This is a genomic window from Labrys sp. 22185, assembly GCF_052045555.1.
Taxonomy (GTDB): Bacteria; Pseudomonadota; Alphaproteobacteria; order Rhizobiales; family Labraceae; genus Labrys; species Labrys neptuniae.
Map to the genome: position 1 here is coordinate 378,970 of NZ_JBQEPH010000001.1, position 22,220 is coordinate 401,189.

Annotated in this window: 14 protein-coding genes; 6 read left to right on the plus strand and 8 right to left on the minus strand. The window is 64.2% G+C overall.

Annotated elements, in window-relative coordinates:
* Nucleotides 1-8 precede the first annotated feature (8 nt).
* The 8 genes from tssG to tssA form a co-directional block, all read right to left on the minus strand.
* A complete protein-coding gene (tssG, locus tag ACTJKX_RS01810; protein ID WP_440724169.1) occupies nt 9-1,004 on the minus strand; it encodes a type VI secretion system baseplate subunit TssG in 996 nt (331 codons plus the stop codon).
* Nucleotides 1,005-1,020: 16 nt separating this feature from the next.
* Complete coding sequence (tssF, locus tag ACTJKX_RS01815) at nt 1,021-2,799, minus strand: type VI secretion system baseplate subunit TssF (protein ID WP_440724170.1); 1,779 nt, start codon at nt 2,797-2,799, stop codon at nt 1,021-1,023.
* On the minus strand, nt 2,792-3,301 hold the full coding sequence (tssE, locus tag ACTJKX_RS01820) for a type VI secretion system baseplate subunit TssE (protein ID WP_440724171.1): 510 nt from the start codon (nt 3,299-3,301) through the stop codon (nt 2,792-2,794). The genes tssF and tssE overlap by 8 nt, the downstream gene beginning before the upstream one ends.
* Complete coding sequence (locus tag ACTJKX_RS01825; RefSeq protein WP_440724172.1) at nt 3,294-4,115, minus strand: type VI secretion system accessory protein TagJ; 822 nt, start codon at nt 4,113-4,115, stop codon at nt 3,294-3,296. The genes tssE and ACTJKX_RS01825 overlap by 8 nt, the downstream gene beginning before the upstream one ends.
* On the minus strand, nt 4,112-5,485 hold the full coding sequence (gene tssC / locus ACTJKX_RS01830; RefSeq protein WP_394310247.1) for a type VI secretion system contractile sheath large subunit: 1,374 nt from the start codon (nt 5,483-5,485) through the stop codon (nt 4,112-4,114). The genes ACTJKX_RS01825 and tssC (ACTJKX_RS01830) overlap by 4 nt, the downstream gene beginning before the upstream one ends.
* Nucleotides 5,486-5,580: 95 nt before the next feature.
* On the minus strand, nt 5,581-7,062 hold the full coding sequence (tssC, locus tag ACTJKX_RS01835) for a type VI secretion system contractile sheath large subunit (protein WP_311933454.1): 1,482 nt from the start codon (nt 7,060-7,062) through the stop codon (nt 5,581-5,583).
* Nucleotides 7,063-7,088: 26 nt separating this feature from the next.
* A complete protein-coding gene (gene tssB / locus ACTJKX_RS01840) occupies nt 7,089-7,604 on the minus strand; it encodes a type VI secretion system contractile sheath small subunit (protein ID WP_068288619.1) in 516 nt (171 codons plus the stop codon).
* Nucleotides 7,605-7,770: 166 nt separating this feature from the next.
* Nucleotides 7,771-8,835, minus strand: a complete 1,065-nt coding sequence (gene tssA / locus ACTJKX_RS01845; protein ID WP_440724173.1) for a type VI secretion system protein TssA — start codon at nt 8,833-8,835, stop codon at nt 7,771-7,773.
* 371 nt (nt 8,836-9,206) lie between these two features.
* Between tssA and tssH the strand changes: the two genes are divergently transcribed.
* The 6 genes from tssH (at nt 9,207) to ACTJKX_RS01875 (ending at nt 22,217) form a co-directional block, all read left to right on the plus strand.
* Nucleotides 9,207-11,978: a type VI secretion system ATPase TssH gene (tssH, locus tag ACTJKX_RS01850; protein WP_440724174.1), complete on the plus strand. Its 2,772-nt coding sequence runs from the start codon at nt 9,207-9,209 to the stop codon at nt 11,976-11,978.
* A 42-nt stretch (nt 11,979-12,020) separates the two neighbouring features.
* Nucleotides 12,021-12,497 (plus strand): Hcp family type VI secretion system effector, encoded by a 477-nt coding sequence (locus tag ACTJKX_RS01855; protein WP_068288623.1) that lies wholly within the window; start codon nt 12,021-12,023, stop codon nt 12,495-12,497.
* Between the two features lie 123 nt (nt 12,498-12,620).
* Nucleotides 12,621-13,127 carry a hypothetical protein gene (locus ACTJKX_RS01860; protein WP_322431029.1) on the plus strand — a complete coding sequence of 169 codons (507 nt, stop codon included), beginning with the start codon at nt 12,621-12,623 and terminating at the stop codon, nt 13,125-13,127.
* A 117-nt stretch (nt 13,128-13,244) separates the two neighbouring features.
* The gene (gene tssI, locus ACTJKX_RS01865; protein ID WP_440724175.1) at nt 13,245-15,797 is read left to right on the plus strand and encodes a type VI secretion system tip protein TssI/VgrG; all 2,553 of its coding nucleotides are present in this window, start codon (nt 13,245-13,247) and stop codon (nt 15,795-15,797) included.
* A 13-nt stretch (nt 15,798-15,810) separates the two neighbouring features.
* Entirely contained in the window at nt 15,811-16,896 is a 1,086-nt protein-coding gene (locus tag ACTJKX_RS01870) for a DUF2169 family type VI secretion system accessory protein (RefSeq protein WP_440724176.1), read from the plus strand.
* Nucleotides 16,897-16,898: 2 nt separating this feature from the next.
* A complete protein-coding gene (locus ACTJKX_RS01875) occupies nt 16,899-22,217 on the plus strand; it encodes an RHS repeat-associated core domain-containing protein (protein ID WP_440724177.1) in 5,319 nt (1,772 codons plus the stop codon).
* Nucleotides 22,218-22,220: the final 3 nt, after the last annotated feature.

A 22,220-nucleotide genomic window follows, 5' to 3' on the forward strand; every position in this document is an offset into this window, starting at 1 on the left:
CCATCTCCTCACGAGACCGGTTGAAGCACCGCCTGGCGCTCGGTAATGACGGCATCGTCGCTGTCCCGTGCCGCCGGTGCGATGCGTGCCCAGCTGTTCCAGCCCAGGCGTGGTGGATCGCCCGCCTGGCCGAGCTGACAGAAAGGAACGTGCTCCTTCTTGAGAACGACCTGGATGTCGAAATCGAGCCCGCAACCGACGAACAGGCGGGTAAGCGCGAAGAGTTCCTGGATATTGCGGCTCCCTGGCGCCAGAGACAGATAGTCTCGATAGTCGAGAGGACCGATCACCACGCGGAAGGTGCTGGAGAGGTCCCGGATGGCCGAGCCTGCCATGGCATCGACGCCAAGGCGCACCGTGGCCCCCCGGGTCATCCTGCTCTGCTCGTGTTCGGGTACGCTCAGCCAACGGCCCTGGAAGAGCTCGATTTCGACCGGCAGGCCGCTCACTTCGCACAGCATGGCTCTCAGATTGCTGGCATTGCGGGTTCGCGCTGCAAAGAAGCCGCTGAAGCGCAGCAGCACGTCGTCGTTGGTGCCGCTGCGCTCCCGCAGCCTCGCAGTGCCGAAACCGGTGAGGGACAGCAATGTCTTGATGAAGCCGTTGCGCCCTTCACGGGTTCCCCAGCGCAGCAGCCGGGCGAGCCGGTATTTCTCGCAGGCATCGACGAACAGTTCGTCCATGCGGGCGCCGAACAATTGCAGGAAGGCCGCGAGCGAGGAGGATTTGTTGCGTTCCTCGCGCATGACGAGTTCGTTATAGGCTGGCGGCAGCGAACCCAACGGTCCGGCGAGCCCGGCGAGGGCGCTGCGCAGCGTCGCCTCACCTTCTTTCCGGCGAAAGCCCGATACCGGCAGGGCGGCCGGCGAGACACCGCCATGCGCCGTGATGGCAAGCTGCTCTCCGGAGGCCTGGGCGACCCGGAAGGCCGTGGTCGGCTCGAAACGGCCGGGGTCGCGTTCGAGCAGGTCGGCAAGGCTGTCTGTGTTGGGATCAGGAAGCATGGCGTGCAAGGGCCTCCTACAGCAGCGGCCGCTCGGCCGCGCGGGCGGGCCAGGTGGCGATCGGCTTGGATTGGCCCTTGATGGAGACGGTCAGCCGGGTGAAGCTGTTCACCGAGGTGTAGAGGCCGCAGAAGCGATCGAGCACGCTGCCGAACAGAAAGGCGGAAGGGCGATCGATTGCAGCCGGGTCGAATTCCACGGTGATCTCGGTGCCGGGCACCATGCCGCCCCGGATGCGAGCGGTGGCAGCGCGCGCCTCCACCCGGATGATGGCGTCGACGAGCTGGCGGGTCTCCGGCAGGTCACGGAAGGCATAGAGCGAGAGGATGTCCTTGAGCGCCGCCCCGCCATTGTCGAACAGCGAGACATGGTTGAGCAGGAGATGCGACATCAGTCGCCAGTTGCGGCCATCCTCGTCGTTCATGCGCACGGCGGGTGTCGGGGCGATCAACGCCTCGATGCGCCCGACCGCCTCGTTGCCGAGCGCCAGCTTGAGATGGGGGTGGCCGCCTCCGAAGGGCAGGCGCTCGGGAAGAGCGCGATTGAGGCACCAGGCGTCGACACTGGCCACGGCATCGATATTGCCGGTAACCCGGCGGTTGTGGTCGACGAAGGCGATGTCGAGATCGCAGGTGCCGTCGTCGGGGTCGAAGCGCCGATAGCTTTGCCAATAGGCGGCGGCAGCGCCTGAACGCTGGGTGCGGCCGAAGAAGGGCTGGCAGGATTGCTGCTCGCCCTTCGATCCCGTCAGCGTCACTTTCTCGATGGAATAGATCTCGCGTGTCCGCTGCCGACGCGAGTCGGAGAGCAGCCGATATTCGGTGCGCGTGCCGTCGAGCGCGAGCGGCTCGCAGGTCTGGCGGAACAAATTGACCACGGGCGTCGCGTGCAGCACCAGATCCCGGCTGGTAACCGAGCGCTCGAGCTTGCCGTCCGTCTGGCCGAGATAGACGAAGATCTCCAGCCCGTCGCCATGCCAGCGCTGCAGCCCGTCGATCTCGAAGAACAGGAATTTCTGCGGCAGCGCGAAGAATTCCGTCAGCAGGCGGTAACCGGTAAAACTCGTGCTCGGATAGGGCAGCATGGTCTCGTCGGCCGAAAAGCCGACAGGCTTGAGGTGATCGGCCGGCAGGAAGATCGCCTTGTCGTCGTCGGCATGGCGTGCCAGTGCAATGCCCTGCGTGTGGTTGACGAGCAATTCGTACAAGGCGCTCGCCTGCCGCCAGGGCGAGGCAATGTAGAAACGCAGGCGCTTGACCCCGAGCTCCGACAAGGGACGCCGCCCTGCCAGGGAACGGATCGACAGCCGCAGACAGCCGGCCGCACCGGCATGGCGGGAAAGGGGGGCCTGGATCGGCTGTCCCGACAGCGTGACCGCGGTGACTTCCACCGGCGCGATTTCGACATCCTGCGTGGTCAGGAAGCGGCAGGTCTCGCCGCCGACCGGTTCGGCCTGCACCTCGGTGTGGCGCGGCAGGGTCTGCATGGCGGCCAGCGACTCGCCCGGTGCGAAGCGCACGATGCTCATGGAAGGCAGGGGGGCGAGATAATGCGGATAGAGCGTTTCGAGCAGGCCGTCGGTGAGTTCGGGAAATTCGTCGTCGAGCTTCTGGCGCACCCTGGCTGCCGAATAGGCGAAGCTCTGGATGAGACGCTCGACATGGGGATCGTCGGCAATCTCCCCGGTCAAGCGCAGGCGTCCCGCGATCTTGGGGAAGGCATCGGCAAACCGCGATGCACGCCGGCGCAAGGCCGACAATTCCTCATTGTAGCGCCGCAGGAACCCCTCAGCCATGTGCCGCCTCCACCTGGAAGCGCTGGCTGGTGGGATCGATGGTCGATTCGAAATTGATCGGCGGCATGCCGTCATAGAGGCGGAAGGTCGCCTCGATGCGCATGCGCAGCGCTCTTTCGCCCTGGGTGCGATTCTTGAGGATGGTCACGCGGATGTTCGACAGTCTCGTTTCGAACAGGGCGATGCGCCGCTCGATGGCGCGTGCCAGCTGCAGCTTGGCTTCGTCGGTGACCAGATTGGCGGAGACGATCCCTTCCACGCCGTAGCTGACCAGCGCGTCCCTGAGCTCCGCCAGCCTGTCCGGCGGGCTGGCCGGACAGCGCCTGGTATTGAGCAGCGCCTCGAGGTCGCGGCGGATGGCCTCGCGCATCTCCCGCGCCTGGTCCGCAAGGCTGAGGGCGGGGTCCTGGACGAGATCGGGTGTCGCGTCGAGCAATCGATCGAGGATCGAGCGCGACAGGACCTGTTCGCGGGCCCGGAACCGTTCGAGCGGATCAACCATGGGCAGCCTGCTTGTGACGGGCGACTTCCGGCATGCCCAGGGCCTGCATGTCGTGGAAGGAGACCAGGTCGTCGCCGGCCAGGAAGCAACGCTGGCCGCGGCCGGTGGTGATGCCCGAAGGCTCGGCGACCCACTCGGTCTCGCGTCCCAGCAAGAGCGCCTCGTTGCCTTCGGTACCCTGATAGATCGCCGGCAGCAGCACGGGTGCGGACGCGCCGTCGATCAGCGACAGCTCCGCCCGCCGGAAGGCGAGGTCGCGCGGCCGGGCGATCGGCTCCACCGTTACCGAGGCGATCTTGGCGAAGTCGATCCACAGATAGGCGCCGCCCGTCATGATGACTTCGAGCGCATGCGGCACCCGATCGTCGAGGTCCCGGAAATCACCGACCGGCTTGCCGTTCCACAGCATGGGCTGTTCGCCGCGCAGCTGGTCCAGCGCTTCCAGCGCGGGTCTTGCCGCACCACCCTCGCGATGGACGATGGCGAGCTCGATGGCGGCCTTGTCGAGCGCACTCGGCCCCTGGGGAAATTCCGGCACGGCGCCGGCCTCGAACCAGGCCTTGCGGGCCGCCATGGCCCGCAGCTGGTTGCGCAGCAGGGCAAAGCCCATGGTGTCCTGCGGCGCCAGGGTCACGGCCAGGCTGCATTGCGTATCGGCCCGCTCATAGTCCCCGGCGAGGACGAGCAGGTCGATATAGAGATGGCGGGCGTCCTTGTCCGAGGGACGGGCCCGCACATGGTCCTTGGCATGGTCGAGCGCCTGGCTCAGGGCGCCTTCGGACAGGGAACTGGCGATGCTGGCGGCGAGCGTCATGCGGTCATCCTTCTGGGCGGGGAGGCCGTATCGGCACCACTCGTCGGCGGGGCCATTTCGGCAATGAGGTGGAAGCTGGTCGACACGTCGTCGAGCTGGAAATGCGGCTGCAGCCGCACGGTGCAGATGAAAGTGCCTGGCTTGCCGGCGAGTTCCTCGACCGCAATGCCCGCCGAGCGCAGCGGATAGCGCGTGCGCAGGGGCAGGTCGGCATCGTCATTGCCGAGCGTATAGCCCGACAGCCAGTCCTCGAGCTTGCGTTGCAGCGCGGTGGCATCGGCCAGCCGGCCGACCTGGTCGCGCATGATCACCTTGAGATAGTGGGAAAAGCGTGAGGCGCAGAGCACATATTGCAGCATGGCGGCGAGGCGCGCGTTCTGACGCGCATTTTCATTGGCGTAATGCTGGGGTGCATGGAGCGACTGGTTGGCGTTGAAGATCGCCGATGCGGACATGTAGGTGGTGCCGATCGGCACCAGCCCGTGATCGCAGAATTGCTGCTCCTGTCCGCTGGTCAGGCGCACTTCGACCGGCGGCTGGGCGGACAGGCCCTCGCTTTCGGTCGCAAAATCATAGGCGGCGAGTTCGGCCGTGCTCAACATGCCGCCGTCCACCGCGTCCTGGGTGACGCCGCGAATGTCGGCGAACCAGCCGGACTGGATGAAATTGCGGATGACGATGGTGGCGAAGGCGAAGGCGCCATTGCCCCACAGCAGACTTGCGCCATCCGCCGATACGGCTTCGCGGAAGGGGAAGCCGTCATCACGCCGGCGCGAATAGGGCTCGTAGGGCTGGCGCATCAGGACACGCGGCGCGACCAGGCCGAGGAAGCGCGTATCCTCATGGGTCCGCAGGCGGTTCCAGCGTATGCGATCGGGGCTGCTGTCGAGCCAGTTGAGATCCTGCACCCGGTTGAGTTCGGAAAAGCTCTCCAGCCCGATCGCGCGCGGCGAGGCGCCGGCCACGAAGGGGCAGAATGCGGCCGCCGCCACCGGGGCCAACTGGGTCAGCGTGCCGACCACATCGCCGCCCTCCTGGGGATCGGTAGGCGAGAGGTGATAATCGCCGATGATGAGGCCATAGGGCTCGCCGCCCGGCATGCCGAATTCACGATTATAGACCAGCTCGAACAGATGGCTCTGGTCGAAGTCCGATGCGCGTTCCATGCCGCGCGCCAGCTCCTTCCAGCTCAGCCCGAGCAGCTTGATCTTGACCTCGCTCGAGCGCGAGGCGACGCGCACCAGCATCGCCAGTCCGCGCCAGCGTGCCTCCATCGCCTGGAATTCGGGATGGTGCAGGATCGCGTTGACCTGGCGATTCAGCGCCTCGTCGATCAGGGCGATGAGCCGATCTGCTCTGCCTCGCAGCAAGTTCTCGAAACCTATCGTCGGAGATGGCTTTCGGAAGGAAAGCCGAAGGTGCCGCCGGGCGGGCCGGCGGCACGGCTCACTGTCTGTTCGCCGGCTCAGTTCTTGGCGGGAATGCGAGCGACCATGCGCAGCGAGGTCGTCAGTTCCTCCATCTGCAGCCAGGGGCGCATCCAGGCCACGGCATTGTAGGAGCCCGGCTTGCCCGGAACTTCCTGGACCGTCACCTTGGCGTCGCGCAGCGGGTAGCGCGCCCTCGTTTCCTCGCCGGCCTCGTCATTGGCGTTGACATAGTTGGAGATCCAGCGGTTGAGCCAGGCTTCGCAATCCTTGGCTTCCATGAAGGAGCCGATCTTGTCGCGGCCCATCACCTTGAGATAGTGGGCAAAGCGCGACGTCGCCATCATATAGGGCAGGCGGGCCGACACGGCGGCGTTGGCATTCGCCTCTGGCCGGTCGTAGAGCTTGGGCTTGTGGGCGGTCTGGGCGCCGAAGAACACGGCGTAGTCGGTGTTCTTGTAGTGGCACAGCGGCAGGAAGCCGAGCTTGCCGAGTTCGGCGTCGCGACGATCGGTGATGCCGACCTCGGTGGGGCATTTGAGATCGAGATCGCCATCGTCGCTGGAGAAGATGTGCATCGGCAGGTTCTCGACCTTGCCGCCATTCTCGGCGCCGCGGATGGCGGTGCACCAGCCGAATTTGGCAAAGGCCTCGGTCAGACGCGTTCCCATCACATAGGCGGCGTTCATCCAGCAATAATTGTCGTGCGGGAGTTCGCCGGTCTTGGAATCGCCGGTCTCGTCATAGCCGAATTCGTCGATGGGATGCGTCTTCGGTCCATAGGGCATGCGGGCGAGCACGCGGGGTAGAGCCAGGGTGACGAAGCGCGAATCGTCGCTTTCGCGCAGCGAACGCCACTTGGCATATTCCACCGTCTCGAAGATCTTCTCCAGATCGCGCGGGCGCGCCAGGTCGCGATAGTCCTCGAAGCCGAACATGCGCGGGCTCGCAGCCGAGATGAAGGGCGCGAAGGCGGCCGCTGCGATCGAGGACAGGCCCTGCAGCAGCTGGACGTCGTCGAAGGAATTGTCGAACTCGTAGTCGCCGATGATCGCGCCCATCGGTTCACCGCCGGGGGTGCCGAACTCGTCTTCGTAGATCGACTTGAACAGGCGCGACTGGTCGAACTCGACGGCCTTGGACAGGTCCCTGGCGAGATCACGCTTGGAGGCGTTGAGCACCCGGATCTTCAGATTGACGCTGGTCTCCGAGTTCTTCACCAGATAGTTCAGGCCGCGCCAGGCGCCCTCGAGCTTGGTGAATTCGGGCGACTGCATGATCGTCGCGAGCTGGCGCGAGATCGTCTTGTCGATGGCGGCGATGGCGTTGTTGAGCGTCACCGTCAGGTTGCGGTCATAGACCACCGTGCCCTTGAGGGCCTGGTCGGTCAGGGTGCGCAGCAGGTCCTGGGCGCGATCCGGTTCGGTCTGGCGGGTGGCCGACACGACCTTGGAGAGCAGGTTCTCTTCCGCTGTCGTTTCGACGACGACGTCACGCTTGGCTTGGGTCTTGGCATTCATGGCTCGATCCTCGTGTCGCTGCGGCGTCAGTTCGCCGAGCCGTCCTTCTTGTTGCCGCCGAGTTCACCGACCAGCTGCTTGATGTCGGACTGGTTCTGCAGGATGTTTTCGAGCAGCCGTTCCAGGTCCTCGGAGCGGTCGGCCTTGCTCATCAGGTCGCGCAGCTGGTTGCGGGCGTCGAGCAGGGCCTTGAGCGCCGGCACCTGATTGACGATCGCGCCGGGTTCGAAATCTTCCATGCTCTCGAATTTGAGATTGACCGCGAGGTCGGTGCCGTCATCGGCCAGGGTGTTCTCGACCGCGATGTTGAGGCCGGGCGTCATGCGGCGCATGACGTCGTCGAAATTGTCGCGATCGATCTGCACGAACTTGCGTTCGCCGAACGGCTTGAGCGGCTGGGTGGGGTTGCCGGAGAAGTCGCCGAGCACGCCGACGACGAAAGGCAGTTCCTTGACCACCATCGCCCCTTCGGTTTCGACCTCGTACTTGATGTGGACCCGGGGCTTGCGCACCCTTTCGAGCTTGGCGTGAACGCTTTCCATCTTGGTCTTCCTGTCTGTGCCAAGGGCACGTTGGTAAAATTGGGCACGTTGGTAAAATTGGGCACGTTGATAAAATTAGGCCGCAGATAAATTTCTTGCGTCGTTCGGAACGGGAAACGGCCAGGGCGACGAGGGTTTCAATTCCCGCACGGCGCCGAAGGGTCTCTCAATTGTCCCGTTTTTCGGTCTTGGCCTGGATCCCGGCCGCGGTCAGGACGGCGTTGCGCGTCTGCGCCTCGGGAAGGAGCTCGGCCAGCAGTTCGGAAAAGTCCATGCGCCCTCTGCGCACCAATGTTTCGATGGCTAAGGAAATCGGTGAGTGCGGTTCCGTCCGCCGGAAATGGCGGGCAACGGCGAGCAGGATCTCGAAAGCCTCCTCACGCGAGGCGATGCTGCCGGGAACGAGGGAACGCGGCGCCGACGGTGCCGGAGCGGTCTCGGCAGCCGTGCCCGCCTGCGTTTCCGCCGCAGTCGCCGGCATGGCATCACTCACTTCCGCGCCGAGGCCGGTGAGATCCCGGATGGCGGCCGCGACCTCCTGCAGGACGTTGCGGGTGTTCGAGCTTGGCGGCGCCCGGTCCCCGCAGCGTTCGGTCAGCACCGTCGCCAGCTTGGCAAAGGAGGCGATGCAGTCGTTGACCACGGCCAGATGGGAGGCCATGGCAGCCATTCCCGCTTCCGTGGCCGCCTCGTGCAGGAGGTCGCGACGCTCGGCTTCTCCAGCCCGCTGGGCGAGCTGATAGTCCCACAGGGAATGCTGGGCGAAACTGCCATTGGGGACCAGCGAGGTCAGGCGAATCGCCTGGATCAGGGACCCTTCGCTATTGACGCCATTGAGGCCGGCAAGAGGAGCCAGTCGTTCCTCGATATCGTCGTCGCCGATGGAGTGCAGCTCCTCCCAATAATTGTCCAAAAGCGACATCATGGCGGTGAAGCTGTCCCGTAGGCCCTCGAAACCACGCAGCCTGAGTTGCGCCTCGGCGAGCCAGGCAAGGATTTCGATATCCTTGCTGTTGGACGACAAGATCTGAAGACCTAGTTCATTGACCTCATGCCAGGCGGGCGTAAGACGAATATTATCGTTCGGAGACGCGCTCCGCTCAACGCTTCGAGCAGCATTGCGAGCGTCCTTAATCCGATAATACTTTTCCTGATATTTGGGAGCTACCCTAATATTCTCGCCGCAAGGGCTATCCTGCCCAAGTGGAGAGATAATCTCCCTTAAATCCATCAGCACAGCGGCCCCAAGCTTTAAACTCCTGACACATCCCGATGGCAGTCTGCTTCCAAAGGCTCAAGCATTCTGTTTCCAAAGGTACAGTAATGTCAATGCCACACCCCGTATGATGAATGAATGACGATATATGGTATTACCTTACAGTTTTCCAATTGATGAAGAATCGTATGAATCACGTCGCGCAAATGTCATCAAAATGTCATGTACTATCGTACCGCAGTTATGATGGTAGACTCACAGTGGTGTACCGGTATCTTGGCTTTTGTAATAATAGCTCTATAGACGGAAAATAGGAATCCTGCTTAACTCAATTGACGTTACGGCGCACTTGCGCATGAGCAGAAAAACCTACGTGGAATTCGTGGATGCCGAATATCGATCTCAACCAACTTGTCAGGATGTTGGGACCGGAGCTTCGTGTCGCTCTTGAGACAGCCGCCTCCATTGCCGCGCGCAACGCAAACCCTACTGTGGAAGTGGCGCATTGGCTGAGCGGGCTCGTCCAGGCCCCCGGTCCGGTGGCGCGTTTTGAACAGGCGGGGATCGGCGTCGAGGCACTCAGGCGCGAGCTCGACCTTGCTATCGCCGACCTGTCGCGGGACAGCCAGGCGCAGCTGACCTTGTCGCAGAATGTGCTGACGCTCGCCCGTGAGGCGTGGCTGGTGGCTTCGCTGCAGTTCGGGCGCAACCGTGTCGAGTTCGGCGATCTCCTGGTGGCGCTCGCCACCGAGCAGAACCTTCGCATCGTGGCGAGGGCCACGGCCCCGAGCCTGCGGGACATCGACCTCAAGGCCGTCGAAGCAGCGCTCGCCGACCTCAAGGCGGCAGATGTGGACCAGGCACCGGCGGGCACGCCGCCGACCGCCGGGGCGACCGGCGAAAGCGATTTCCTGCGGCTTTACACCCAGGACATGACGGCGGACGCGCGTTCCGGCCGTATCGACCCGGTGATCGGGCGTGACCGTGAGCTGCGCCAGGTCGTCGACGTCCTGATGCGCCGTCGGCAAAACAACCCGATCCTGGTGGGCGAGGCCGGAGTCGGCAAGACGGCGATCGCCGAGGCGCTGGCCCTGGAGATCGCGGCCGGCAATGTGCCGGCCATGCTGAAGGACGTCCGCCTGCTGTCGCTCGATCTCAGCCTCCTGCAGGCGGGGGCCGGTGTGAAGGGCGAGTTCGAGCGCCGGCTGCATGGCGTGGTCGATGCGGTCAAGGCCTCGTCCGTGCCGATCATCCTGTTCATCGACGAGGCGCACAGCCTGATCGGGGCCGGCGGCCAGGCCGGGCAGGGCGATGCCGCCAACATACTCAAGCCTTCGCTGGCGCGTGGCGAACTGCGTACCATCGCTGCCACGACCTGGGGCGAATATAAGCGTTTCATCGAGCGCGATGCGGCCCTGACACGGCGGTTCCAGACGGTGAAGGTCGACGAACCCGACGAAGAAACCGCGATCCGCATGCTCCGCGGCGTCGCCGGCGCTTTCCGGTCCCACCACAAAGTGCGCATTCGCGACGAGGCCCTGGCTGCAGCGGTACGGCTGTCGGCGCGCTACATTCCGGCCCGGCAGCTGCCCGACAAGGCGATCAGCCTGATCGACACGGCGGCGGCGGCGGTATCATTGGGCCGCCAGGCGGTGCCCGAGGCGATTCGCACCCTTCGGAGCGAGCGTGAATTGCTCGAGGTCGAAACGGCCTGGCTCGCCAAGGAGCCCGAGAGCGCCGAGGGCCTGGAACGGCAAGGCTGGATAACCACGAGGCTGGTGGCCATCGCCGACGAGATCGAGGCGCTCGAAGCTCGTTTCGAGGCCGAAGCCCGCCTGGTGGAGGAGGCCGATCGGCTGGAGGCGATCCTGTCGGGCGAGGACGAGGCGGGCGAGCCGTCATCGTCAGGGGGCGAGGAGGGCAATGTCGCGCCTTTCCCCGAGCAGCCCGGCACCCGCGAAAGCGCCCGCGCCGCGCTGGCCGAGGCTGAAGGGAGCCTGGCCGCACTCACCGGCGAGACGCCTCTGTTGCCGCGCGCCGTCGATCGCGAGGTGATCGCGGCCCTGGTGGCGCGCTGGACCGGCATTCCCGTCGGGAAGCTGCTGACCGACCAGGTCGAGACGGTCAAGACGCTGGAAGCGCGCCTGAAGGAGCGCGTCATCGGCCAGGACGGTGCCGTCGGCCGGGTCGCTTCGGCGATGCGTACGGCCAGGGCCGGGCTCAACGATCCGCGCCGCCCGCCCGCCGTGTTCCTGTTCGTCGGCATGTCCGGCACCGGCAAGACCGAGACGGCGCTGGCGCTGGCCGACCTGCTCTATGGCGGCAGCCAGTATCTGACCACCATCAACATGTCGGAATTCAAGGAGGAGCATAAGATCTCCATGCTCCTCGGCTCGCCCCCCGGCTATGTCGGCTATGGCGAGGGCGGGGTGCTGACCGAGGCCATCAGGCGCCGGCCCTATGGCGTGCTGCTGCTCGACGAGATCGACAAGGCCCATCCCGGCGTCCAGGAGATCTTCTACCAGGTCTTCGACAAGGGCACGCTGCGCGACGGCGAAGGCCGCGACATCGATTTCAAGAACACCACCATCGTGATGACGGCCAATACCGGCTCGGAATTGCTGGCCACGCTGGCGGCCGATCCCGATACCATGCCGGAAGGCGAGGCGCTGGAGGGACTGCTGCTCGGCGAGTTGCAGAAGCAGTTCAAGCCCGCCTTCCTCGGCCGCACCACCATCCTGCCCTTCACGCCGCTCGGCCGGGAGGCGCTGTCGGGCATCGTCGACATCCAGATCGGGCGCATCCAGGACCGTGTCGCGGCGAGCTATGGCAGCGAGGTGGTGCTGCTGGCCCCGGCGCGTGAGGCCCTGGTCGCCCGCGCCGGCACCAGCGAGATGGGGGCGCGTGCCATCGAGGCGATGATCGCGCGCGAACTCCTGCCGGATCTGTCCACCTTTTTCCTCGATCAGGTCACCGCCGGAACCAAGGCGGGGCGGATCGAGATCGGATTTGACGGCCACCGTTTCAGCATTGCCGCTGAGCCGGCGGCCGCCAAGGAATTCGCCAGGCCGAGGAAACGGCCGGCGGATAAAGCAGCCTCGAATGGCAAGAAGGCTCATTCGGATGCGGTACGACCCAGAAAGGCGCGAGCGCCTTGACCTGTCTTAAGCCGATTCAACTTCGAACAGGAGAGAAGTAGTATGCCGATTTATCTGCAGCTCGATGGTATCCAGGGCGACGCCACCCAGGAACAGCACAAGAAATGGATGGATATCGAAGCCATTCACTGGAACGTTTCGCGCAACATGAACACCTCGGCGGGTTCGGCCGCCAACCGCGAAGCCTCCGAGCCGACGATTTCGGAAGTGATCCTGACCAAGGTCAGCGATTCCTCCTCCACCCGGCTGTTCCAGGAAGCCTGCTCGGGCCGCACGGGCAAGACGGCGGTGATCCATCTGGTGTCCACCGGCAGCCCCGGCAACACCTATATCGAATACACGCTGACCAACACGCTGCTCGCCAATTATTCGGTCGATTCGAATGGTGACCGCCCCGTCGAGACGATCCGGCTCAACTTCACCAAGATGCAGGTGAAGTACACCCCCTACAACGAGGACAACACCTCCGGTTCGCCGACGATCGCCACCTACGATCTGGCCACGACGAAGGCTGCCTAAGCACTTCCGGCATGATGACGGGGCGCCGCCGATCCGGCGGCGCCCCGGACCTTTCGACGGCTTTCCGGTCCGGTTCCGGATGGGCCTTCCAGCCATATCGAACGACAATCGCAAGGGAGTGGCATGGTCGATTTCAGCGTTTCCTCTGCAAGGCTCAGCGTAAGGCCGCTGGTTCCGGCCGACGTACCGCCCATTGCCCGCATGGGCCGGGCCCCCAACCTCGATTACTTCGCCTATGCTCCCGGGCCGCGCGAAGCCGGCGGCAGGGCCGCCACGGTCGGGGCGGCCGCGGCCTTGTTCCGCCAGGGCTCCGAATTGCTCAACGAATATTCGCTGACCTATGCGCTGCGGACCTGGCTGAAGAACAACGATCAGCCGATCTCCCAGGCGATGGACGCCAAGGGCCACACCGTCTTCGTGATGCAGGTGACCTATTCGCTGGCGCAGGGCGCCGATACCCGCGCCTTCATGTGGCGCAGCGCCTATTTTCTCGAATCGGCCCGCAGCCGCGCCGAGCTGGAGCCGACCTTGGCCAGGCTGGTGCAGGGGCCATGGATCGGCCCGACGCCGCCGAACCGCTCGATCAGCTATGTGACGGTCTATCTCCTGGGAGAGCGGATCAGCCACTGAGCATCGACTTCGCATGCGGCGCCGGCGCCAGGCCGGGGCCGCGATCGAAACGGGCAGGCCCGCGGTCAGGCGAACTCGCCACCGCCGCTGGCCAGATGATACGGGGACAGGCATTCGATGGACGGCGACGCCAGCTCAGCATCCTATATCCAGGCCGAACGCATCCTGCGCATCGAGACGCCGCTGGGCGCCGACGTGCTGCTGCCCGAGCGCGTGGAGATGCGCGAGGCGGTGAACGATTTGTTCACGCTTCACGTCGCGGTGCGTTCCAAGAAGACGGACATCAAGCCGAACGAGATCGTCGGCAAGCTGGTCGACGTCTCCCTCGAACTCGGCCAGGGCGAGCGGCGCACCTGGAACGGGCTGGTGGTTCGCCTGGTGGAGGGGCCGCCGGTGACTCGGGGCCTGCGCGCCTACAGCCTGGAGATCCGGCCCCAGCACTGGCTGATGAGCCAGCGTTCGGACTGCCGCATCTGGCAGGACAAGAGCTCGCTCGACGTCGCCCGCACGCTCTTGTCCGAGCACAAGCTGATCGCGCCGGTGACTTCGGGCGTCATCCCCGAGCCCAAGCCCCAGCATTATTCGGTGCAGTACAACGAGACGGACCTGGCCTATCTCCTGCGCCGCCTGGAAGAGGACGGCCTGTTCTTCTGGTTTGAGCATGAGGGCGGCTCGGCCGGCTCGGTCGCCGCCAAGCATGTCATGCACATCGCCTCGCATGTCTCGGGCTATACCAGCGGGCCGGAGACGGATGTCCGCCTCGCCATGGGCTCGACCGACCGCAACCACCTCACCAAGTTCGAGCGCAGCTTCACCTATGTGCCCGGCAAGCGCTCGGCGGGGGACTGGAACTTCCTCACCCCCGGCTCCGTGCCGTCGGGCGAGACGCCGAGCCTGATCTCGCTGCCGGGCAACGAGGCCTATGAGCTCTATGAATACCCCATGGTCGGCGGCTATGGCTCGGACAGCGCCTCGGAGGGCATCGCCAATGACCGGGTGGAGCGCCAGTCCAAGCTGAGGATGCAGGCGGCCGAGGCCGACTACGAGCGCATCGAAGGCGCCTCCACCATCCGCACGCTCGCGCCCGGACGGCGCTTCAAGCCCTATGACGTCGCCAATCCCGGCAACGCCTATGAGGAGCATATTACCTTCCAGATCGTGCACACGGCGCGCGACCGCTCCTACGAGACCAATGAGGGCGAGCCGGAATATTCCAACCGCTTCATCGCCCTGCCGAGCCGGGTGCCGGCGACGCCCCACCGCTCGACGCAGCGCCCGCGCATCGACGGCACCGACATCGCCATCATCGCCGGCCCGCCGGGCGAGGAGATCCATCCCGACAAATATGGAAGGGTGAAGGTGTGGTTCCCCTGGGACCGCCGCGCCAAGAAGGACGGCACCGACACCTGCTGGATCCGGGTGGCGCAGAACTGGGGCGGCGGCAATTGGGGCGGCCAGATCATCCCGCGCGTGGGTATGGAAGCGATCGTTTCCTATCTCGGCGGCGACCCCGACCGGCCGATCATCACCGCGCTGGTGCCCAATGCCAGCCAGCAGGTGCCCTACCAGCTGCCCGAGCACAAGACCAAGAGCATCTTCCGCTCCAACACCTACAAGTCCAAGGACCCGACCAAGTTCAACGAATTCTCCTTCGAGGATGCACCGGGCCAGGAGAACTTCCACCTGCATGCCCAGAAGGACATGACCTCGAAGGTGCTCAACAACCAGATCCACACGGTGGATGCCAGCGCGCTGCACAGCTACGGCCAGCAGCACCAGCTCACCGTGGGCGCCAACATGAATCACCAGGTCGGGGGCGGGCTCAATCAGGTGGTGGGCGCCACCACCGGCATGGGCGCGGCCGCCCTTTTGGCCCCGCTCGCCGGGCTGATGGGCCAGAGCGCCGGCATGCTGCAGCAGGCGATGGCGATCGCGGCCCAGGCCGCCGCAAGCCAGCCGGGCAGCGCCGCCAGCAAGACCGCCGGCGCGGCTGCTTCGGCGGTGACGCAGGCGGCGCTCGGCGGGCTGGGCGGGGGATCCGGCTCCGGTGGTCCAGCGGCAGGGGGAAGCGGCGGCGAAGCATCACCCGGCGGCATCCTCTCCACCCCACCCTTCGCGCCGCCGGCCGATGCCGGCGGGCAGGGGGGGCTGGCCGGCGGCATCGCCAGCGCCCTGGCGAGCAGTGTGCTCGGCGTTGCCTCGGGCGGTTTCGACAAGGCCCTGATGGCGGCCGCCAATGTCGCCGCCCCGGCCTTGTTCCAGGCCGGCGGCGCGCCCATGGCCGCGGCGGGTACGGCCGCCCTCGGCGCTCTCGGCGGGCTGATGGGCGGTGGTGACCACAATCTGACGGTCGGCCGTATGCAGGCTCAGAATGTGGGCGTGGCGAGGACCACGCAGGTGGGAACGGCCGATGTGTTGACCGTGGGACAGGTCTCGATGGAAAAGGTGGGGCATTTCAAGAAGACGGTCGTCGGCGAAGAGTTCGTCATCGAAGTCGGGGCGTCCAAATTCATCATGCGCAAGGACGGCACCGTCATCATCCTCGGCACCAAGTTCAATTTCACTGCATCCGGCCCAACCCAGATCAACGGTGTGGTGGTCGACCTGAACAAGCCGGGCGGTGGTGTCGCAGAAGCCGGGCCGTCAAGTCGCGACAGCAAGACCGGATAAGGCTCGCCGTCCTGTGTCAGTTGATAATCGCACCCCTTTCCCGGCAATTGCCTTTCAGCAATATAATCTTGCGGGGCAGATGCTCGGCGTCGTTGCGGCGCGCGGCACTTTCAAACTCGCGCGTAATGGTCCTCTACAGACGGCGGATACCCAATATCCGTTGGTTTTGGCGGATCGCTATGAGAATGACGCTCCGCATGACGGACCATTGGTCGCGCAAAGCGACCTCACCCCTTTCAAACCTGGGACCGATATTACCTTTCTCGGTGCGGCCCATAGCTCTGACGGTATGCCTCGGCCTGATTGGACATGCCGATTGGAGGTTGGTTCGGTTTCGAAAACACTGCGCGTCACAGGACCCCGCCAATGGAAGGCGAAAACACGTAAAAGGTGGCAGGGCCGAGCTGAGCCCGCCCCGCGAGACGTACTTGAAGGTTGGGACCTGACTGAACCTGAGCCTGTCAGTTTCGTGCCGCTCGATTGGCGTCTCGCTTACGGAGGATTGTTACCCGGAAGAACCGGCAATAGCCCGTCTGGTCGCTATCGGCTCAATGCGCTTGGGCAGGGCATGGTCGATGACAGCGCCTTCCGAGAAAAACCATTCTATCCCGCCCCTCAGATCGAAAGCCCTGATCGTCCTTTGATCTCACCTTATGGCGATATCGCGCCTGAAGGGTTCGGCCCGATTCCGCCCTGGTGGGATCAACGTCACCGTTACGCAGGTACCTATGACGATGATTGGCTGGAAGAACGCCATCCGCTACTGCCGACGGATTTCGACTTCCGCTTCTGGCAGTGTGCCCATCCTGACCTCATCGCCGATCCCTGGCTGAAGGGAGACGAAGCCTTCGAACTCGAACATCTCCTGCCGGGGCTGCCGAAACTGAACGGGCATTTGCCCGGCCTCCAACTGCGCGTCTCGCTCGATCAGGGCGACGGCCCGAAGATGGCGCCGCTGGTGCTGGATGGCGTGCATTTCGACATGCGCCCTGGTGTGGGGCGGGTGTTCCTGACCTGGCGTGCCGGCTTCCCATGGCTGGAGGGAAGAGGGGTCCCTGTGGTGGAGGCTCTTCACTTGGAACCGGAGGCGAGAGCGTAGCGATGGCGACACGTTACACCAGCAGTGGCGGGGACTTCATACTTTACGACCAGGGGGAGGACGCGGCCTTTGCCCAGTCGGTTGGCTTGCCTGGTGACACCGCCCTTCTAACGCGGCCGGATGGAACGACGACCTATTGGACGCATCCTGATGGGTCCGTGTGGACCAGCGATCAAACTGGAGCGGGCGACTTTGCGAAAACCACCGAAGAGGAAGCCAAGCCCCACACCGTATCAAAAAAACGTCCGGTCCCACCGCCCCCCACCGCCCCCGATCCCCCTCCCCCGGAAATTATTCCAGATGACCAGGAAGCCATTGCCGTTTCCACATCGCCGGACGTAGTGAGAGTGGGCGGCAAACCTACGCCGATGCCCGTGTATGGCAAAGCGAGCGACGATCAGAACTACTCACCAAACGTATTCTCGAACGGCAAGGCGATCAAAGGTAACAACGGGCAGATTACAACGACGCGCGGCGACGAGCCGGGCGATCCAAATGGCGGGGTCAAGTCTAACACCGTTCAAGGCACGGTAGACCCGACTTCGTCCTCACCCGTCGTGCGTGTCAATGGCAATCCAATCCAGCGTCATTCAGATACATGTACCCTGAATAATACAAATTGCCCGGGCAAATATATCTATGTCAAACGCAAAGACGTCGATCCGCCACCAAGTGGCAAGGATGAGCAACAGGACACGCGTAGTGGGTGGCAGAAGTTTGGCGATGGCTTCAGCGAGAATTTAGGGCAAACGTGGGAGGGCGTGAAAAGTGTTGCATCCAATACATGGGACGGCACGACACAACTCGCCTCCGATCTCTACAGTGACCCGCTTGGAACGGTAGGAGCGGGTGCTCAGAATGTTGCCGATGCCGCGGTTGGCGCGGGGCAGTGGACGGGCGAAGTCGCGACCAACATGTGGTACGACCCGGCCGGGACGATGCAGCGTGGTGTGGACAATACGCTCGAGACAGGTGGCGCGATCTGGCATGGGGTCTCCGACCCCTATGTGCAGGCCTATCAGAAAGGAGGCATCGCCCAGGCAATCGGCTATGGCTCGGCCGATGTGGTCAAGCTCGCGGTTGAAGCTGCGCTGACAAAGGGGGCCGCCACTGCCGCAGGCAAGATGGGCGAGGTTGGTAGCTTGGCCTTGAAAGGCGCCAACAGGGTGGAGGGTGCCGAAGACCTCGCCAAGGACGCGCGCCAAGCCGAAAAAGCCCTCGATAAAGCGACTGAGGACGGAAAGCCTGGAGGACGCAGCACCAGAGAAGAAGAGGACGCAAAGACCCACTGCATCACCTGCAAGACAGGCGGCAACCCGGTTCTCATCGCCACGGGTAGGCCGACGGAGCAGGATCCTGGCTTTGGGGTGGCCTGGCCGCTGCCGCTCGATATCGGCTCCGCCTATCATGGCGACCTGGACCACTGCGGTCCCCTGGGGCATCGGCGAACTGCCGGCGTCGACAGTTTCATCGTCGCCACGGATGACGGCCGCCTCCGGCTGATCGATGCCGCGCCATGGCCGGTCTATTTCCCTCGGCCTTCGGCACAATCAGGCCTTTGGGAGCGCGGCGAAAGCCCGCGCCGCATTGAAATTGTCGCCACGCCGAAGGGTGGGTTGCGCGTGCGCGAGGGCGATCGCCTGAGCGACTATGCCTTGTTTGAGGATGGCGTCTGGCGGCTCGCCGCGATTGGCAACGGCACCAGCCTGAGCATAGCTTTCCGCCGCGATGACAGCGGCATGCTGGAAAGCATCGCTCATCCTTCCGGGCTCACCCTCGCCTTCGACAATGATATCGGCAAGGCCCTGCGCCTGGCTGCCCACGTGGTCGCTCCCTCGGGAGAACGCCGGACGGTACTCCGTTATGATTATGATGGCGAAAACAACCTCATCTCGGTCGATGCGCCCTATGGCGGAGGTTCGGTCCAGTATGCGTACGATACGCAGCATCGTCTGATCGAAACACGCAAGGGGCATGGCTATCGCTCGCAACGTGTCTATGACGAGCAGGGTCGGGTGATCGTCACTCATACCAACGGCCCTCATGACGGCAATCGTTTCGAGTATGATGACGCTCTCAGGGCGATGACGTTCCGGCACGGTGTCGGAGAAGACAGCCTGGAGCGCTACTATCTCAACGAGCATCGCGCCATCACTGCCCAGGCCAATGGGCTCGGGCATTTCCAGTGGAACGACTATCGGGATGGGCGTCTCGTCGCGGTGACGGACGCGGAAGGCAACCGCACCGATTACGGCTATGACGCGCGCGGCCAGCTGCAGTCCGTGCGCGATGGTGAAGGCCGGGAGACCTATCATGTCCACGATGGGGCGGGCCGTGTGCGTATTGCCATGGATGCGGCCGGCCATACCTGGAAATACGACTATGATGAACGGGGCGCGCTGTCTTCCATCACCGATCCGCTTGGCCATCGCACCGAGATCGTCAATGACGAAGCAGGCCTGCCGGTGCGGATCATGCGCCATGACGGCTTGCTGGAACAGCGCGACTACGACGCCTGTCATCGCCTCATCGCCCTGCGCGACTACCGCGGCGAGTTGACGCGTTTCGGATATGACGAGTTCGGTCGGCTGACCAGTGTCATCGACCCGCTGGGGCAGGTGACGCGGTACGGCTATGACGATGCGGGAGGCCTCGACTTCTGGCAACCCTCGCGCCTGGAGCGCCCCGACGGTGTCGTTGTGACGACCTCGGCCTCGGCGCAGCAGATCGAGCGGCGCGTCGTCGATGGCGAGGGCCGGCAGACCGTCTATCGCCATGGTTTTGGGCCGGACAATCGGCTGACCGAGATCGAGGACGCCAAGGGCGGCCGGCTGCGCTTCGGCTATGACGGGCTGGAGCGCCTCGTCAGCGTGACCAACCAACTCGGCCGGGTGTGGACTTTCGAGCGCGATGCGGCGGGACGGGTCATCCGGGAGGAGGATTTTGACGGGCTGGTCATCGACTATGCCTATGACCGCGCGGATCGCCTGATCGAGACGCGTCATGCCGACGGCTCGCGGCTCGCCTTCGCCTATGATCGTTCCGGGCTGCTGGTCCGGGAGGAGGCCTACGCGCCTCTCGGGCCAGCCCAGCATGCCGAGGAGGTCGAGCCGGTCGACGTCACGCGCTATTGGTATGACGGGCGTGCCCTTCTGGAGAAGGCGGAGAACAAGGCGGCGCTGGTCGAATATGAGCGCGACGCCATGGGGCGCATCGTCGCCGAGACGGTAAACGGGCGGCGGGTCGAGAATAGCTATGATTGCTGCGGCAACCGCACGGAGCGCCGCATGGGCGGGCGTCTGGTGGCATCCGCCTATGATCCGTTGGGTGCGTTGCAAAGCCTGATGGTCGGCGACCATGCTCCGCTCGCCTTCGAGCGCGATGGATTGGGGCGCGAACTGGCGCGGACCAGCGCGGCCGGCTTTGCACTACGCCAGGACTATGATGCCGTTGGGCAGCTTGTCAGCCAACGGATGGGGACCAATACGAATGATCGTCAAACCCTCGGCGGCGTTGGCCTAGGCGGCGCCTCGGGCGATGGCATGGATGCCATCCGCCGGGCCGGCCATGCAATGCCGATTTTGGAACGGCAGTACGGCTGGGACAAGGCCTTCGCGCCCGTTACCATCGCCGAAAAGGCCTGGGGCGATCTTGACTATTCCTATGACGAGAACGGGCAGATTCTGCGCACGCGCTTCGGTGACGGCGGCGGGGAGCGTTTCCGCTATGACGCGGCGCTGAACACGGCCGGGTTCGGCGAGGGATCGGCAGCGGGTACAGAGGCGCTGGGCCTGACGCCGAGCCTGGCGGGATCGGGTTATCTCGGGACACAGACCGAGAAGGGTATCCAAGGCTGGCTGCTGTCCGAGGGCGGGCGGGTGCGGCTGGCCACCGGTCCCCATGGCGAGCGCATCGAGTTGGAGCACGATGTCCGAGGGCGGGTCGTTCGGCGCAAGCTGGAGCGCAAGGGCTTCCGGCCCACGGTGTGGCGCTATGAATGGGACGCCAAGGACCGGCTGGTCCGCTGCCTCACGCCGGAGGGCGAGGCTTGGCGCTATGGCTATGATCCGTTCGGGCGACGGGTGTGGAAGGTGCGCGAGCTGACAGTGCCGGAGATGCGCCTGCATGCCGCGCAGTTCCCGGCGCTGATCGATGCCAGTGCAGTGGCACCGGACTATGCCAGCATGCTACGGCCGCCGCCCTCCGAGCGGCGCAGGCCGGTGATGGGCGCGGCCGTCACCGAGGATCTCGACCGGCCGCCGGTTGTTGGCATCGCTTATGGGTGGGACGGCGACGTGATCGCGGAGGAAGCACCGCTCCGGCTCGACGGGGCGATCGACTGGGACGCGGCCACACGCTGGCATTACGAGCCGAGCTCCTTCCGGCCGCTGGCGAAGGAGACGCCCGACGGCAGGCTCCATTACATCGTCACCGACCATCTCGGCACACCGAGAGAGATGTTCGAGGAGAACGGCAAGCTCACCTGGGCGGCGGAATACCGCACCTGGGGTGAAGTGCGCCGTCTGTGGCTGGCGGAGGTCGGCAACGACAACCGCCTCGACGGCGGCGGCCAGGCAATGTATCCGCGCGGCGAGAAAGCCGGCAAGGACGAGACGGCAAGGATGGTCGGCGCTCCCTCCGATGACGGCTGGAACAGCGACGGCGGCGACTCTATTGCCGCCACGACCTATCCGGGCGGGCGCTTGTATGGCAGTCTAGCGCTGAAGGAGGATCCGATCGCTCATGAAGCGCGCTTCGTCTGTCCCATCCGTTTTCAGGGGCAATGGGAAGATGAGGAGAGTGGGTTATATTACAACCGTTTCCGACATTATGATCCCCTAGCCGGACAATACGTAAGCCCGGACCCGATTGGGTTTATCGGCGGGTTGAATGTTCAGAGCTACGGACAGAGACCATCAATGATGGTCGACCCACTCGGTCTAGCAGGTGTAACAATAACGCCTGCTCCACCCGGATCGGGTTATGATTTTGTTATGGAACTCCAAAAATCCGTTTACCCTGAAACGGCCGGCCATATCGAAGATGCTATCAAAGCCGGGAAAAGTGCAATTATGACGCCCGACCGTATTCCGAATGAAATTGCTAAGAGGCGGCGCGCCTCGTTGAAAGGCGTTGCTTGCTGTTCGGGCAAGGATAGAGATGAATGGCCTATGGCTATGACAAAAGAAGGAGGGAATGGCGCGAGTGTCCGCCCCATTAATCCTTCGGATAATCGTGGTGCTGGTTCGTCTATTGGGAGTGCCTTAAAGGCGGCGGGCATCTCCGACGGTCAGCGAATTATGATGAGAATAGTTCCCTAGGAG